Here is a 17084-nt window from a genome sequence, read left to right on the forward strand (position 1 = left end):
AAAATCACCTCTTAATTTATCAATATTTTTTATTATAATCAACAATTGAAAGCGGCATACCCTCTTTTAAATATTTTTTTATACTATCTATCGTATAATTAATTCCTGCGGTAGTAGCATGATATGAATATCCACCAACATGAGGTGAAAGAATTACATTATCAAACTCCCAAATAGGATAGTTTGAAGGCATTACATTTTTGCTTTTTGAAGTTGGATAATTAAACCATACGTCCAAAGCAACGCCTTTTAAAATTCTATTTTTTAAAGCGTTGTATAAGCCTTCCTCATGAATTAATTTTCCTCTACCTACATTTATTAAAAATTTATCCTTCATTTTCATCAATCGTTCCTCGTTAATAATCTCATAAGTTTTCTCTGTTAAAGGAAGCGTTAAAAATAATATTTCACTATCTTCAATAATTTTATCAACATTATAATAAATTTCATCTACGTTTTTCGGTAATTTGTTAATTTTATGATTTTTTAAAATATAAATTTTTGTATTAAACGGTTTTAAAAATTCAGCTATATTTTGACCTATAGCCCCAAATCCCAAAATTCCAATTTTCTTTCCTTGAATTGAATTCCATGATTCGAAAATAGATTCACCAACAGTAAAACCATGCCAAATTCCTTTTTTTAAATCATTATGAAAATAAATAATTTTTCCAAGCAAAGCTAATGCTAAAGCAACAGCCCTTTCTGCAACATACTTTCCATTTCCATGAGCATTTGAAATAATAATATTTCGTTCTTTTAAATCATCTAATGGTAATTGTTCAACACCAGCAAAAGGGACAAAAATAATTTTTAATTTCTTAGCAAATTCAAGTTCTTTTTTTGTAATAAATCCGCCGATTATTGCATCCACATCTTTTAATAATTCTTCTTTTGATAATTTTTCTTTTTCTGGAAAAATAATCTCAATATCAGGATAATCTAACTTTAATTCATTTAATTTTTTATCCCAATATGAATTAAATTTGTGTAAAAATAAGAATTTCAAAAAAACTCACTCCCATATTAGAAATTTTTTAATTTTTTACCTAATAGTTCTTCAATATCTTTTCTAAATATTCTAATAGTTACATATGCCATCCCTTCTGTCATATTAAAACCTTCATCTATTTGTTGGGCTCCTCTAATTACTCCCCATAACGATGATTCAATATTTTTTTCTTTTAAAACAAAATCTTTAACTGTTGTTTTTGAATCAATATAAACTCCATAAATATATTCTACAGCTTTAGAATAAGCATCTTGCCTTGCAGCTTCAAGAGCAGCTAATTTAGCTTGTGCAACCTGAGGAAAAGCTTTATAATCTATAATCCCAAATCCTTTAAAATCATGGTAAGCGGCCCCTTTTTGATTTTCAGGTTGAGAAAAAGGGGTTGAATTCATTATACTACAAGAAGTTAGAAAAAACATAAAAACGGCCAAAACCAATACAAATCCCTTTTTCATTCATATCCCCTCCAAATTTTTAATTTGAAATTCATCTATATTATACCACAAATTGATTTTATTCTTTTCTGATTATATTGGATTTTTGAACACAAAATTTTAAAATAAATAAACATAATAATGATATAATTAATATATGATGGTATATTTCTTTTTACCGTGAGGTGAAATCATGAAAGAAGTAAAAATATCCTTTGGTATTCATAATGAAGAGGAAAAGAATTATATAGTAACTTTACTATATAATACCTTTTATGAAAAATTCAAACCTGTTTTTTTAACTAAAACAAAATCTTTAAAATTACTCAAAAATTATATTATTTTTGATAATATTATTGTTTCCAGAGATATCAATAATAACATATCGGGAATAGCTGCTATAAAATATAAAGGTTTTTCATGGTTGAATTTAGAATTTATTGATATTTTAAAAGAATATAAATTTGAAACTTTAAAAGTCATTTTTAGAGGTATTTGTTTACTTAATACACAAAAATGTGGAGAGTATTTATTATTAGATGATATTGTTGTTATTCCATATAAAAGAGGTTTGGGTATCGGGACAAAAATCATATATTATTTGTTTGATTACGCTAAAAAGAAAAAATTAAAAGGAGTTAAATTATTTGTTATAAAAGAGAATATAAGAGCAAAACGACTTTATGAAAAATTAGGTTTTAAAACTGTCAAATTTCATAAAATCCCACTATTATGGAAAAAATATTTTGATATAAAAGGATTTTACGAGATGATACTTGATTTTTAATGGAGGGATAATATGTTATGGATTAGAAAAATCATTCAATCATTTATCGAATTGCCAGGCCTGTTTATTACTTTAATTATTTTATTAAATTTCAGAATAAAAAAATCGAAAAAATTAAATAAAATGATTATATTTACTTCTATATTAATTTATCTTTTTTCTATTCAAATAACCTCAAGAATCTTAGTTTATCCTTTAGAAAATGCGTTTGAGCCGTATAAAGAAAACAAACTTAATATCCCTTCTATTATTGTAATTTTAGGTGGAGGGGCTATACCTAAAACACCTATTTCACCTTCTTTAGGTGAAATGTCAGATCAAACCTTTAAACGAATTTTTGCAGGCTATGAATTATATAAAAAAACAAATTACCCTATTGTTATTTCTGGTGGAAAACCACCAAATACAAATTATATTCCAGAGGCTTTAGTAATGAGAGACTATCTTGTTAGATTTGGTGTTAATCCCTCAAATATTTTTATCGAACCAGATGCACAAACAACCGAGGAAAATGCAAAATATGTGAAATCTTTAATTGATAATATGAAAATAAATAGAATATTTTTAGTTACTTCTGCTATTCATTTACCAAGATCATACAAAATTTTTAAAAACTTTATTAATAGTAATATCGAAATAGTTCCAGTTCCTTCAAATTATCTAATAACCCGGGATAAAATTACATGGATAGATTTTAAACCTGATATAGATTCTTTACGAGCAAATGCTATGGCAATACATGAATATCTGGGATTAATATTTTTTTCTATCTTAAAATAGGCTGTCTAAAAAGTCTCAAATGAAACGAAGGCTCGAAGATTGCCCTTAAAATTATGAATGAAAGCCGTCAAAAAAACAGGATGTTTTTTTGAGTGAAGCTTTTTCATGGATGAAAAATCTGAGCGACGGCTGAGAATGAATAATTTTAAGGATAAGCAATCAAGCTGCCTGAGTGAATTTGACTTTTTAGACATCGTAATCTTAAAATAGATTCGCTAAATTGGAGGTGATTTTATGAAATGTCATGGATGTGGGGTTGAAATACAAACAGAAAATCCGGAAATTCCTGGTTTCTTACCGGAACATGTTTATGAAAAGTTCATAGGTAATGAAGAAAAAGCTTTATGTCAAAGGTGTTTTAAATTAAAACATTATGGTGAACTAATTCCTGTTTCCATAAACAAAAATTTTTACAATCAATTAAAAAGTATTATCCATGAATTTGATACAGTTTTATGGGTTATCGATATTATTGATTTTGAAGGCACTTTTGATAAAGATATATTAAATTTAGTAAAAAATAAAAATCTATTTTTAATAATTAACAAAGTTGATCTATTGCCAAAAAGTGTAGCTTTTACTGAATTAAAAGACTGGATTTACAACAGAGTTAAAGACAATGTTAATATTAAAAAAGATAATATTCGCTTAATAAGTGCGAAAAGGAATTTTGGTATAAATAGATTAATAAAGTTACTAAAAGAACAAAAGATAGAAAAGGCTCTTGTAGTTGGTACTACAAATGTTGGTAAATCATCACTTTTAAATAACATGACTGATTTAAAAATTACAACAAGTTCATTTCCTGGAACTACATTAGGAATTGTTAAAAGAAAAATTATTAAACATAATATATACTTATATGATACTCCAGGAATAGAGACTAAACAAAGATTTACAGACTTTTTTGACATATATACGCAAGTGGAAATGATACCTCATAAAACTATTAGTAGAAAAACCTTTAAACCAGATATCGGTAAAGTTATATTTGTAAGTGCACTTTTCAGATTTAAAATTTTATCTTTAGCTAAAAATAGTTTGAAACCTATTTTCTTGATATTTGCCCCAGAAAGAATATCTTTTCATCAAACCAAAGAGGAAAGAGTAGATGATTTATTAAAAAATCATATTGGGGAAATTATTTATCCTCCATATGAAAAAGACTATCCATTAAAAAATATTGATTATGAAAAAGAAATTATTTCAATTGAAGAAAATGAAGAATTAGCTATACCTGGGTTAGGTTGGATTTCTGTAAGAAGAGGCCCTTTGAATATAGAGGTTGTTAAACCTAAAAATATTGAATTAATAATTAGAAAACCTTTAATTACACCAAAAAGAGGTAATATTATATAGTCGGAGGTGTTGGTATGAAATTAAAAAAAACAGGAATTATAGTGGGTGTTTCAAACAGACATGTTCATCTATCAAAAGAAGATTTAGAGGTATTATTTGGTGAAGGTTATGAGTTGCATCCTATAAAAGATTTAAAACAACCAGGTCAATATGCAGCAGAAGAAGTTGTTACTTTAGTTGGTCCAAAAGGAAAAATAGAAAGAGTTAGAGTTTTAGGACCTGTTAGAAAGGAAACTCAAATAGAGATTTCTCAAACAGATGCATTTAAATTAGGCGTGAAACCTCCTGTTAGAGATTCAGGCGATTTAGATGGAACTCCTGGAATAAAAATTGTTGGTCCAAAAGGTGAAGTTGAAACGAAAAAAGGTTTAATTTTAGCTAAAAGACATATTCATATGCTTCCTGAAGATGCTGAAAAATATAATGTCAAAGATAAAGATTTAGTATATGTTGCTATTGAAAAAGGCGATAGAAAATTAATATTTGGTGACGTGTTAATAAGAGTAAGTCCAAAATATGCTCTGGAATTTCATGTTGATACTGATGAAGCGAATGCTGCTTTAATAAAAACAGGAGATGAAGTATTCATAGTTGAAGAATTTTAAAATCCCTCTTTTAGAGGGATTTTTATAATATTAAAAAAATTGAATAAATTTTTTAAACTTGACTAAACTAATATTTTATTGTATAATATATTGGGTTTGCAGGTGTAGCTTCAACAGGTTAGAGCGCTGCCTTGGTAAGGCAGAGGTTGTGGGTTCGAGTCCCATCACCTGCTCCAGTAACTCCCCGAATTATCGGGGATTTTATTTTATATTAGGGGGATACTTTATGAAATCCTGGGAATATTATGATAAAATTGCCGATAATTATGAAAAAATGTATGAAGACCCATATTGGGAAATGCATAATTTATTATCCGAAAAGATAATTTTTGAAAATTTGAAATTTTCCAGCGGAAAAGTTCTTGATATTGGTGCTGGAACTGGATATTGGACTAATATCTTTTTAAATAAAGGGTTTGATATATATGCTGTAGAACCATCTTCAAAAATGTGTTCTATCTTAAAAAGCAAATTTAAAAATAGTATAAATATAATTAATGATTTTGCTGAAAATTTAAAATTTGAAAATGAATCATTTGATATAATTCTCGCTATGGGGGATGTTTTAAGTTATTCAGAAAACGATGAAAAATTCCTATATGAAATAAATAGACTATTAAAAAAAGGTGGAATTTTAATTGGAACTGTTGATAATTTAAATAAATTTATTATCGATGCTTTTTTTTCAAAAGATTTTGATATAATAGAAGTAATGAAAAAACAAAAAAAAGTAAATATTGGAATTTCAAAATTTATGTCTTTTAATTCAACTTTATATACGAAAAATGATTTAGAAAAATTGTTATCGAACTATTTTAGTAAAATATCTATATATGGAATTATGGCTTTTCCATGGGAAAATGAATTAGAATTTTCCAAATATTGGGCCGATGTATTTGAATTGGAACTGAAATTTTCGAAAGTTTTATATGATACAGCAGAACATTTAATGTATATGGTCGTGAAATAATGAGTAAATATAAATTAAGAACTTTACGTGTAGAATCTCTAATTAAATTAGCTCAATCAGGCGATAAAGAAGCAATGAATATGATCATGGTAAAATTTGAACCCATGATTAAATCTATTGCTTCAAAATATTATGGTGCATGGGCTGAATTTCAAGATCTGGTTCAAATAGGATTTGTTGGTTTAATACAGGGAGTTTATTCATTTGATGAAAATAATAAAACAAAATTTTCAACCTTTGCCTATCTTAATATATCATCTGAAATAAAATCATTTTTAACCTATTTAAATAGATTAAAAAATAAAGTATTATCGGACGCTGTTAGTATAGAATCTATGTTCGAAGACTATTCTGAAGATTCTGATTATTATTTTGAAGTTCCATCTGAAACAGATTTATATCAATCTGTAGTCTATAATTATATCTTTGAAAGGTCTATTGGACAAATGAAGGATCTGGAAAAAAATATTGTAAAGATGTGGTTGGATAACAATTCATATGATGAAATTTCTGATAAGCTCAATGTTGCAAAAAAGAAAGTAGACAATACTATTCAGAAGTTTAAAAAAATTGCAAATAGGGTAATGAAATTCGTTAATGCTACTATAGATATAGGAGGTAAATAATGAAAATAACAAGAATATTGTTATATATTGCTATTATTTTATCTATTATTTCAATAATAATGTCAATAGGAAGTGAAATAAAACTTTCAAAATTTCAAAATTATATGGAGAGTTTATTTAACAGACAAAACACTAAAGTTAATGATAGTATATCCCAATTAAATACAAAATTAGAAGATTTAAATAAATATTTTGAACCCAATGGAATTGTTGAAAAATTTATAAATTACAAAAGCAATTTAGAAAAACATTTAAAAGATTTAGAGAAATTATTAACCCTTGCTCAAGAAGATCAGAATGTAGGTTATTTCCAGCTATATATTATAGGCTCAAGAGAAATATGGATTGGTATAAAAGATGAAAAAGGCAAGTATATATTTCAGGGAATGTTAAAACCGGGATTGGCCCCATATAAATTTTATTTTTTTAAGGATCCTTCTATAAGAACATCTTATACGATAAATATTCCTTATAATGCAAAAGTTCAAACAGCAAATCCTGATAATATCTTTTTTTTAATACAGGAACCTGGTCAAAGAAGACTTAAAAAGATGCCATCAGCAAAGCTTGAAAATATTTCTGAAGATTTAAATTTATATATCCCAACAATTAGAGGTAAATAATTTAAGGACTTTAAATTTTAATAAAATTCTGGTATAATATATGAGAAAGTTATCACTTGGATATAGGAGGTTATAAAATGGAATTCGATCATAAAAAAATAGAAGAGAAATGGCAAAAAGAATGGGCAGAAAAAAATATTTTTAAAACCTCACAAAGAAACGATAAGAAAAAATATTATGTTTTAACAATGTTCCCATATCCATCTGGAACCATCCATGTTGGTCATGTAAAAAATTATGTAATTGGCGATGTTGTTGCCAGATATAAAAAAATGCAGGGATTTAATGTTTTACATCCTTTTGGATACGATGCTTTTGGATTACCGGCAGAAAATGCAGCTATAAAAAATAATGTAAATCCAGGAGATTGGACTTTTAAAAATATTGAAATTATAAAAAAACAAATTAAAAAGATTGGAATTAGTTATGATTGGGATAGAGAAATTGCAACATGTACAGAAGATTATTATAAATGGACTCAATGGATATTTTTGAAATTATATGAAAAAGGTTTAGCTTATAAAAAACATGCTGCTGTTAATTGGTGTCCAAGCTGTAAAACTGTTTTAGCCAATGAACAGGTCGTTAATGGAAAATGTGAAAGATGTGGTACAGAAATAGAAATGAAAAAGTTAGAACAATGGTATTTTAAAATAACAGATTATTCTGAAAAATTATTAAATGACCTTGAAAAACTCGAGGGCTGGCCTGAAAATGTTAAAATTATGCAAAAGAATTGGATTGGAAAAAGTGAAGGCGCTGAAGTTAAGTTTAAAATTGATGGTACAGAAAAAGAATTAACTGTTTTCACCACAAGGCCGGATACTCTCTGGGGTGTAACCTTTATGGCTTTAGCTCCTGAATCTCCTCTTGTTGAAGAATTAACAACTAAAGAACAAAAGAGTGAGGTCGAAAAATTTTTAAACAGAGTAACTAAAGAAGATAAATTCAAAAGAATTGCTCAAGGTGCAAAAAAAGATGGAGCATTTACTGGAAGTTACGCTATTAATCCTGTGAATGGTGAAAAAATACCTATCTATGTTGCAAACTATATTTTATTCGAATATGGAACAGGTGCTATAATGGCTGTTCCAGCACATGATCAGAGAGATTTTGAATTTGCTAAAGAATTTAATTTACCAATTAGAGTTGTTATTAAACCTGAAGGTTCTGATTTAACGGAAGAAGATTTATCAGAAGCATTTACTGAAGATGGTATAATGGTTAACTCAGATAAATTTGATGGTATGAAAAATAGAGAGGCTTTGCCAAAAATTATTGACTGGCTTGAAGAAAATAATATAGGAAATAAAAGCATTCAATATAAATTAAGGGATTGGTTAATCTCAAGGCAAAGATATTGGGGAGCACCAATACCTATAATTTATTGTGAAAAATGTGGAACTGTTCCTGTACCAGAAAAAGATTTACCCGTAAAACTTCCTACAAATGTTACCTTTGAACCAACAGGAAAAAGCCCTTTAACTTATACTGATGAATTTATTAATACCACATGTCCAAAATGCGGAAGACCTGCAAAAAGAGAAGTTGATACAATGGATACATTTGTTGATAGTAGTTGGTATTATTTAAGATATATTAATCCTAAGATGGAAGATAAGCCTTTTGATTCTGATGATGTAAATTACTGGCTTCCAGTTGACCAGTACATTGGTGGTGTTGAACATGCAATATTACATTTGTTATATTCGAGATTTATAACAAAAGTGTTATATGATCTTGGTTATATTAATTTTGTTGAGCCATTCTCCAATCTATTTACTCAGGGAATGATATATAAAGATGGAGCAAAAATGTCTAAATCAAAAGGTAATGTTGTTTCTCCAGATGAAATGGTTGAAAAGTATGGAGCAGATACACTAAGATTATATATGCTATTTATGGGACCACCAGAAAAAGATGCAGAATGGAATGATGCAGGTTTAGAAGGTATTGCCAGATTTATGAATAAAGTATGGATTGCAATGTCTAAAATAATAGAAGTAACAAAAAATGTTGACACAAAAAATATGAAACTAATTACAAAAGAAGAAAAATCTTTAAGAAGAAAATTACATCAAATGATTGGAAAAATAACAAATGATATAGAAAAGAATTTTCAATTTAATACTGCAATTAGTGGTATGATGGAATTAATTAATGAACTTAATTCATATATGAATAATATCTCGAAAAAAGACTGGAATAAAGAATTATTAAAAGAAGTTGCGGAAGATTTTATTATTCTTTTATCTCCTTTTGCACCTCATTTATCAGAAGAATTATGGCATATGATGGGCCATAATACATTTGTTGTCAATGCGAAATGGCCAGATGTTGATGAAAAAGCTCTAGAAGTTGATGAATTAGAAATTGTTGTTCAGATAAATGGTAAAGTAAGATCAAAAATAATAGTTGATGCAAATTCAACTGAAGAAATTATTAAAAATAAAGCATTTGAAGATGAAAAAGTGAAAAAATACATTGAAAATGCAGAGATAAAAAAGGTAATTCTTGTAAAAGGTAAATTGCTTAATATAGTGATTAAAAAGTGATTGGAGGTAAATTATGAAAAATCCAAAAATTCCAAAACCAACTATTAAAAGACTCGCGATGTATTATCGATGTTTGGAAAATAAAAAATCAGCGGGAGTTCAAAGAACTTCATCTAAAGAATTAGCAGAATCGTTACATATTAAAGCAAGTCAAATTAGAAAAGATTTGTCTTATTTTGGAGAATTCGGAAAACGTGGTGTAGGGTATGATATTGATAAACTAATGAATTCAATTAAATCTATTTTAGGGCTTAATAAAAAATGGAGTGTTGCTATTGTTGGAGTTGGAAACCTGGGATCAGCTATTGCTAATTATACTGGTTTGGAAAAAAATGGTTTTTTTATAAAAGTTGCTTTTGATAAAGATAAAACAAAAATCGGGAAACAAATATCAGCTGGGATATTAGTCTATGATATGAAAGATATGAAAAAAATATGTGCTGAAAAAGGGATAGAAATTGCTATTTTAACAGTACCGGCAGAAGTTGCTCAAAAAGTTGCTGAACAATTAGTAGAAACAGGTATAAAAGGGATATTAAATTTTGCACCTACTTCCTTAAGTTTGCCAAAAAATATTGCTGTTGAAAACGTAGATTTCACCATTTCTTTAAAAGCATTAACATATGATATAGTTTCTAATAATAAGAATATATATGAATTACAGGAATAATATGTCGGGGTGGCGGAATTGGCAGACGCGTATGACTCAGAATCATATGGATATTCATCCATGCGGGTTCAAGTCCCGTCCCCGACACCAAATAGCCCGCTTATGCGGGTTTTTTTAATAAGGAAGGTGGTAATATGGGAAAATTGTATATAATAGGAACACCTATAGGAAATCTGAAAGATATTTCTTTAAGAGCAGTGGAAATATTAAAGAAATCAGATATTATTTTTGTAGAAGATAAAAGAGTAACTATAAAATTATTAAATAATCTTGATATTGGGAAAAAAGAATTATTTACTTTTAGCGAATATAACGCTAATAAAGTTCTTAAAAAAGCTCTGGAAATTATTAAGGAAAAAAATATTTGTTCTCTTGTAAGTGATGCAGGCATGCCTGTAATATCTGATCCTGGTTATCAATTAATAAATAAATGCTGGGAAGATAATGTGGAAATAGATATCATACCAGGTCCAAATGCACCTTCTGCTGCAATTGCTTTAAGTGGATTCCCTGGTTCGAAATATATGTTTCAGGGGTTTTTGCCTCGTGGTAAAAACAAAAGACGTCTTCTTAGAAAAATTAAAGATCTTGGAATTCTTTTTGTTTTTTTTGAATCACCACAAAGGCTAAATAACACTTTAAAAGAAATATTAGAAATAGTTGGTAATAGAGATATTTTTATAGCAAGAGAAATGACAAAAATTCATCAAGAATTATTCAGAGGAACTATTAAAGAAGCTATTGCTCATTTTTCAGAAAGAAATATTAAAGGTGAAATAACAATTGTGTTATCCGGAAAAGAGGGAGAAAGTGAAAATATCTGAAAATAAAAAAATTTTTGAAAATTTAATAGATTTGTTTAATTGGATTCAGATGGAATTGAATGAAACAGAACTTTTTAATTCTATTATAATATTTAATGGAGATATTTCAAAGGCAAAAACAAGCAGTGCTGGTGATTTATTTATAGAAGTTTCTCAAAGAAATGACAAAGGAAAAACTTTTAAAATAAGTGTATTTTTATCAAGATATCATATAAAAACACTTTTAAATAGTCTTGGTTTGAAAAATATCGGAGAATTAGAAAATAAAAACTGGAAATTTTATGGAAAACTTTCTTTCTGGCCTACTTCAGCTTCTTTAGCCATAAGATTACAATCTCTGGTCCCCATTGGAGAATCTAAGCTGGAAAAAAGAAAAAAAGCTATTATAAATAAATTAAAAATAAATGGTTTATTAAGGGAAAGAAAAAATAAATTAGATGATTTACCTCCTATAAGAAAAATTGCTATTATTTCATCTCAAACCGCTGCTGGATATGGCGATTTTATAAAAAACATCAATAAACTTTCTTCACCACCTTTGATTCATCTTTATCCATCACCAATGCAGGGAGTAGAAGTCCCTACAGGTATTAATAAATCATTAGATTTAATCCTGAATTCTAAAATAGATTATGATATTATTGTAATTATAAGGGGCGGTGGTGCTCAATCTGATTTAATGTATTTTAATGATTATGAATTAGCAGAAAAAATCGCTATTGTAAATAATACAATTCCTGTTTTAACTGGTATTGGTCATGAACAGGATATAACTATACCCGATTATGTTTCTTATATAAATTTTTCTACACCTACCGAAGTAGCGAGAGCTATCGTTAATCAAATAGAAAATTTTAATAATAAAATAAATGAAAATTTTCAAAAAATTTATTATATGGTTAATAATATATTTTTACATGCTGAATTTTTTTCAAAAAATGTACTAAACAATATAGATTCAACTATTAATCATCTGTTTGAAAAAGAAAAAAATAAAATGAACTTTTATATTAATTCACTAACTAATTTTCAAAATATATTATCTTCATTTGAAACTTGGTTGTACAGAGAATTAGATTTTATTAATTATGTATCAGAACATATAAATAATAAAATAAATGTTCTATATAATGAAAATATTGCTTTTGAAAAAAATATAAAAAAAGATTTTGATTTACTTGAATCTTATAATTTGAAAAAAATTAATGATTACTATGTTGAAATAACTAAAAATAGTCCTTTTAGCTCTTTTTTAAGTGGAGGAGGCGTTATTATTCAGAAATCCCGAATAATTTCAAGCGTATATGATCTGGATAAAAATAAAGAATTAGAGATTAAACTAAAGGATGGGGAAGTCAAAAGTGATATAAAAGAAATTAAATACTATAGGGAGGATCTAAAATGAATATTGATGAAATTTTGAAAATGACAAAAACAGAATTAAAGAAAAAAACATTTAAAGAAATAACAGAAATGCTTGAATCAATTTCTCAAATATTTCAAAAAAATGGCAATGAATTGGATATTGAATATGCTCTGGAAATTTATAAAAAAGGATTAGATTTGTTATTATTGGCAAAAGAAAAGTTGATAATAGCAAAAGAGGAAAAGGAAAAAATTGATAAGAGATTCGAAGAAATTAAAATGAAATTTGAAAATTAGCTTTGAAATCACCCCTTCGTGTAAAATTGACCGACTTCATTTTACACTTTAGATTTTTATGAATAAAAATCTAAAGGAAAAAAGGTAATTTGCGAGTTATCGCTTCTCTTACTTTTTGGACATGTTATTAGACATAAAAATCAAATGAGGCTTTCGCCTCATTTGAAGTTTTTAAACTTTTATTAGATTTCCTTTTTTTATTTTATATACTTCATCACATATTTTTAATGTAGAATCACGATGTGTTATTATTACTATTATTTTTCTTTCTTTTTTTAATTTTATCAAAATATCGTGCATTAATTTTTCATTTTTTGAATCCATTGCAGATGTAAATTCATCAAGTAATATGATTTGAGGATTAGTTATTAATGCTCTTGCTATTGCAATTAATTGTTTCTGTCCTCCAGATAAACTTATATTTTGAATTTTTTCATCTATACCTTTTTCAAATTTTGACACCATTTTTTCTATACCTGTTATTTTCAAGATTTCTTTTAATCTCTTTTCTGAAATTTCTCTACCCATTAATATGTTTTCTCTTATTGTACAATTTTTAAATAAAACTGGTTCCTGTTCAACAAAACCTATATTTCCTCTTAAAATATTATTATCTATTTCTTCAGTGTTATTCAACATAACCTTTCCATTTTTAGTCTTATATAAGCCCATTAATACATTGAACAGTGTTGTTTTCCCTGCGCCATTTTCACCTGTTATACATGTAATTTTCCCATTTATCAAATCCAAATTTATTGAATTTAAAATTTTTTCACTATCAAAACTAAACTCAATTTTTTCAAGCCTAATAGAATTTATATCTTTTTCTTCTTTTGATTCTACAACAGTTTCTTCTTTATATTTTGTTATTTCAATAACTCTTTTTATTCCTCCCCATGAACTTCTCAGCACCATATTCACTTTCATTAATAATTGCAAAGGTGTCATTAATGTTTGTATATATGTCCAGAATGCTATTAATGTTCCCAAAGTTATCTCATCTTTTATTATTAAATATCCTCCATAACTAAATACACCTACAGTTATTACTCCATTTATAGAATTACCTATTGCCCCGGTTAATTTTATCAATTTTGCAAATTTTTTCCCTATTTTATAATGACTATCAAGATATTTATTTATCATATTCTCTATCCATTTATATGATGACATTACCTTTATAGTTTTAATATTATTTATAATATCTATTAATACACTTGATATTTCGCCGAAGTTTTTTCTTTCAATAATAGAGACCTTTTCTGCTTTTGTATTTACTATTTTCAAAAATAATAATGAACATAAAGTCAAGAATATTGGTACCATTGTAAGTTTCCAATTTAGATAAAACATCATAATAATTATTCCTGATATTTGTAATACTGATAATACAAATACTGGAAATACCTGTGAAACAACAACGCCAACCATTTCAAGATCAGACATTAATTTTGAAATCAATTCACCAGAGTTTATTTTCACAAAAAATTCATAAGGTAGTTTTGTTAATTTTATTGTTATTTCCTTTCTTATATCTCTTTTTGCTTTCAATGCATTAATTTCAAATATTACTTCTCCAAAATATGTTATTATTGATATTCCTAAAAGAGCTGAAATCATCACCAATATATATTTAAACAATATTTGAAAGTTTTTTGCTGGAATTACTGTATCTATCATATATTTTATTAATACCGGAAAGACTAATATAGACACTGCCATCAAACTTATAAAAAGTATTGCTATTATCTGTCTTTTCCAATATCTTTTAAATAAGGTAAATAAAAAATAATAAATTTCTTTTTTTTCTAATTTTTCAATGTTTCCTTTTTCTCCCATATAAATAAATCACCTTCTTTATTATCAGAAAATTTTAAACATCTTGGATCGTGTTTATAAAAATTTCTATAATATTTATATGCTACCGCTCTACAACCACCATTACATATACTAAATTTATTACAATTAATACATTCCTTTATTTCTAAATTGTACCTAAATTTATTCGCTTCTTTAGAAAACCATATTTCTTTTACAGATTTTTTAAATACATTACCATAACTAAACGCTAATTTATCTATACCTTCAACAATATCGCATAATATAACTTCGCCATCAGAACAGACTTGCATGGCGACTTTCGCACCGCCGAAAGTTATATCACCAGTATATTTTTGCAGTCCATAAACAATTTTAATATTTCCTTTATATATTTTTTCATATTTCATCTTTAAAGATAAAGCATAATTTAATTCTTCTTCATTCAAAGTGTTAGAGATATTTCCTCTTCCAACAGGCAATAAAGGAACAACCCTTATTTCTTCAACTCCTAAAAATGGAAGTTTTTGAAATAAAATTTCTAAATCATATAAATTTTTTTTGGTTAATGTAATTCTTCCACGTGTTTTTATATTAAATACATTACACCAATAAAATGCTTCTATTACTTTATTAAATTCTTCTTTCTTTAAGCCTGTTAACTGTGACCATTTTTGATGATCCCATGTGTCTATACTAATTTGTATATTTCTTAACACATTGGCAAAATTCACAGGCTAATATAGGATCTTGACTTTTATTAACTAGATAATACCCTTTTAACATTAATCTTTCCCCCTTTCAAATTTTTACCAAGTTATTGCACAAACAACTATAGCTTCCTGGCAGAAATAACATTCAGATGCAATAATAGGAGTTTTTGATATCGAATAATATCCTTTTAACAATTTAATCCACCTCCTTTCATGATTTAATATAGTATCTTCAAAAATTCTAAAATTATATTGTTTACAATACTTTCATATTGTCTCGAAAAGAGGTTTTCCTCCATAGCTTATAATATAATTGAATTAAACATTTATTTAATTCGGTAAAATAAAACTATTCACTTTTATCTTAATTTTGCTTATAATAAATATAATATTTATATCCTTATTATTTTTTATCATATTGATTGGTCTATTATTTCTGAATTTTCAAATCATGCTGCATAAGCAGAATGATTTTATTTAATTTATAACTTTTTCCTTAGCATTTACCAAGCAATGCTTCTGGTGTTAGTAAAGATGATTATTCTCCTGTTTCCTTAATTAAGACTATTTTTAATAATAATGTGATTTTTTTAACTAAAAACCCTGCAAAATTTTTTGACTTATTTATTTTTATATTATATATGATTTAAAATTTTTATTTTCATTTATTCAGTTTACGATTATTTTAGCAAAAAAAAAATTACATCTGAGTAAATTTTTTATTTCTTATATTTAATAATAAGGTGTATTCTCTAAAAAATCCAAAAGACAAAAACAGAATTAAAGAAAAAAACATTTAAAGAAATAACAGAAATGCTTGAATTAATATCTCAAACATTTCAAAAAAACAGTAACGATTTAGATATTGAATATGCCTTAGAAATATATAAAAAAGATTTGGATTTATTATTAATTGCCAAGGAAAAGTTGTCAATTACAAAGGAAGAAAAAGAAAAAATAGATAGAAAATTTGAAGAGATTAAAGAAAAATTTGAAAGCTAAATAAATATACTAAAATTCTAAGTTGTTTCTAAGGAAATTTTAAGGTCTGTGCTGTATTATAAAAATAGAAAGCTTAGAATTTTGGGGGTGATAATATGAAAAAGATTTTAGGAGTTTTATTATTAATGTTATTAAGTATTTCCATATTTTCCTGGGTTAATATTCCGATTTTAGATGCTAATAAATTGTTTGAAGTGAAGGGTACTATAGACGAAATAAATACTCATGAAAACAGTAGATTTATATTTTTAACATTAAAAGATAAAGTAGATTTCAAAGCGATTTTTCCAAACGCACCAATATTAGAAAAGTGGTTTGAAAACAACACAAATATAACTCTTTATGGGTATTATGTAGAATTAAAAACTGATAAATATTTTATTCCAGTGAAAATCGATTATAAAAACAAAACAGTAGATTTAAGAAAAGAAATCGCTAAAAGGTTATACCAAAGAAAACAATATCAAGATATGATTTATCACAGAAAACTAATGGAATATAGAACACCTTATCCACATATGCAACAATATCCATATCCTTATAATTACAATTATAAATTTAAACGACCTGGGTTTAATCAATCGAATAGATATTTTCCAACCCCATATTATAACCCATACAAACCACCAATTAAATAATACATT

General features: G+C 26.6%; 18 protein-coding genes and 2 tRNA genes. 16 read left to right on the plus strand and 4 right to left on the minus strand.

Going from position 1 to position 17084, the window contains the following annotated elements:
- Positions 1-19 precede the first annotated feature (19 nt).
- Together XO12_RS00455 and XO12_RS00460 are read right to left on the minus strand one after the other, a co-directional pair.
- The gene (locus XO12_RS00455) at positions 20-1009 is read right to left on the minus strand and encodes a 2-hydroxyacid dehydrogenase (protein ID WP_047264878.1); all 990 of its coding nucleotides are present in this window, start codon (positions 1007-1009) and stop codon (positions 20-22) included.
- A 17-nt stretch (positions 1010-1026) separates the two neighbouring features.
- Positions 1027-1467 carry an LPP20 family lipoprotein gene (locus XO12_RS00460; RefSeq protein ID WP_052913102.1) on the minus strand — a complete coding sequence of 147 codons (441 nt, stop codon included), beginning with the start codon at positions 1465-1467 and terminating at the stop codon, positions 1027-1029.
- A 172-nt stretch (positions 1468-1639) separates the two neighbouring features.
- Here XO12_RS00460 and XO12_RS00465 point away from each other — a divergent pair, with 172 nt between their 5' ends.
- The 14 genes from XO12_RS00465 (at position 1640) to XO12_RS00530 (ending at position 12907) form a co-directional block, all read left to right on the plus strand.
- Positions 1640-2233, plus strand: coding sequence for an N-acetyltransferase (locus tag XO12_RS00465; RefSeq protein WP_052913101.1), 594 nt, complete (start codon positions 1640-1642; stop codon positions 2231-2233).
- A gap of 12 nt (positions 2234-2245) precedes the next feature.
- On the plus strand, positions 2246-3013 hold the full coding sequence (locus XO12_RS00470; protein WP_047264877.1) for a YdcF family protein: 768 nt from the start codon (positions 2246-2248) through the stop codon (positions 3011-3013).
- 234 nt (positions 3014-3247) lie between these two features.
- A complete protein-coding gene (gene yqeH, locus XO12_RS00475) occupies positions 3248-4372 on the plus strand; it encodes a ribosome biogenesis GTPase YqeH (RefSeq protein ID WP_047264876.1) in 1125 nt (374 codons plus the stop codon).
- A gap of 14 nt (positions 4373-4386) precedes the next feature.
- On the plus strand, positions 4387-4977 hold the full coding sequence (gene pduL, locus XO12_RS00480) for a phosphate propanoyltransferase (RefSeq protein ID WP_047264875.1): 591 nt from the start codon (positions 4387-4389) through the stop codon (positions 4975-4977).
- A 98-nt stretch (positions 4978-5075) separates the two neighbouring features.
- A tRNA-Thr gene (locus XO12_RS00485) sits at positions 5076-5153 on the plus strand.
- Between the two features lie 50 nt (positions 5154-5203).
- On the plus strand, positions 5204-5947 hold the full coding sequence (locus tag XO12_RS00490; protein WP_052913100.1) for a bifunctional 2-polyprenyl-6-hydroxyphenol methylase/3-demethylubiquinol 3-O-methyltransferase UbiG: 744 nt from the start codon (positions 5204-5206) through the stop codon (positions 5945-5947).
- The gene (locus tag XO12_RS00495; protein WP_175419517.1) at positions 5947-6573 is read left to right on the plus strand and encodes a sigma-70 family RNA polymerase sigma factor; all 627 of its coding nucleotides are present in this window, start codon (positions 5947-5949) and stop codon (positions 6571-6573) included. The genes XO12_RS00490 and XO12_RS00495 overlap by 1 nt, the downstream gene beginning before the upstream one ends.
- The gene (locus tag XO12_RS00500; protein WP_047264873.1) at positions 6573-7196 is read left to right on the plus strand and encodes a hypothetical protein; all 624 of its coding nucleotides are present in this window, start codon (positions 6573-6575) and stop codon (positions 7194-7196) included. Before XO12_RS00495 ends, XO12_RS00500 begins: the two co-directional genes overlap by 1 nt.
- A gap of 77 nt (positions 7197-7273) precedes the next feature.
- The gene (gene leuS / locus XO12_RS00505) at positions 7274-9751 is read left to right on the plus strand and encodes a leucine--tRNA ligase (RefSeq protein ID WP_047264872.1); all 2478 of its coding nucleotides are present in this window, start codon (positions 7274-7276) and stop codon (positions 9749-9751) included.
- Positions 9752-9764: 13 nt separating this feature from the next.
- A complete protein-coding gene (locus tag XO12_RS00510) occupies positions 9765-10421 on the plus strand; it encodes a redox-sensing transcriptional repressor Rex (protein ID WP_047264871.1) in 657 nt (218 codons plus the stop codon).
- Between the two features lie 3 nt (positions 10422-10424).
- Positions 10425-10511 (plus strand) — tRNA-Leu (locus XO12_RS00515).
- A 44-nt stretch (positions 10512-10555) separates the two neighbouring features.
- Positions 10556-11245: a 16S rRNA (cytidine(1402)-2'-O)-methyltransferase gene (rsmI, locus tag XO12_RS00520; protein ID WP_047264870.1), complete on the plus strand. Its 690-nt coding sequence runs from the start codon at positions 10556-10558 to the stop codon at positions 11243-11245.
- On the plus strand, positions 11232-12650 hold the full coding sequence (gene xseA, locus XO12_RS00525; RefSeq protein WP_052913099.1) for an exodeoxyribonuclease VII large subunit: 1419 nt from the start codon (positions 11232-11234) through the stop codon (positions 12648-12650). Before rsmI ends, xseA begins: the two co-directional genes overlap by 14 nt.
- Complete coding sequence (locus XO12_RS00530; protein WP_047264869.1) at positions 12647-12907, plus strand: hypothetical protein; 261 nt, start codon at positions 12647-12649, stop codon at positions 12905-12907. Before xseA ends, XO12_RS00530 begins: the two co-directional genes overlap by 4 nt.
- Before the next feature lie 171 nt (positions 12908-13078).
- On the opposite strand, the gene XO12_RS00535 is transcribed toward XO12_RS00530, so the two are convergent.
- Positions 13079-14746: an ABC transporter ATP-binding protein gene (locus tag XO12_RS00535; protein ID WP_052913098.1), complete on the minus strand. Its 1668-nt coding sequence runs from the start codon at positions 14744-14746 to the stop codon at positions 13079-13081.
- Positions 14716-15459, minus strand: a complete 744-nt coding sequence (locus XO12_RS11555) for a radical SAM protein (RefSeq protein WP_156166105.1) — start codon at positions 15457-15459, stop codon at positions 14716-14718. The genes XO12_RS00535 and XO12_RS11555 overlap by 31 nt, the downstream gene beginning before the upstream one ends.
- A gap of 792 nt (positions 15460-16251) precedes the next feature.
- Between XO12_RS11555 and XO12_RS00545 the strand changes: the two genes are divergently transcribed.
- Positions 16252-16440 carry a hypothetical protein gene (locus tag XO12_RS00545; protein WP_217683605.1) on the plus strand — a complete coding sequence of 63 codons (189 nt, stop codon included), beginning with the start codon at positions 16252-16254 and terminating at the stop codon, positions 16438-16440.
- A 95-nt stretch (positions 16441-16535) separates the two neighbouring features.
- Positions 16536-17078 carry a hypothetical protein gene (locus XO12_RS00550; RefSeq protein ID WP_047264867.1) on the plus strand — a complete coding sequence of 181 codons (543 nt, stop codon included), beginning with the start codon at positions 16536-16538 and terminating at the stop codon, positions 17076-17078.
- Positions 17079-17084: the final 6 nt, after the last annotated feature.

This window comes from Marinitoga sp. 1154 (assembly GCF_013363285.1).
Taxonomy (GTDB): Bacteria; Thermotogota; Thermotogae; order Petrotogales; family Petrotogaceae; genus Marinitoga.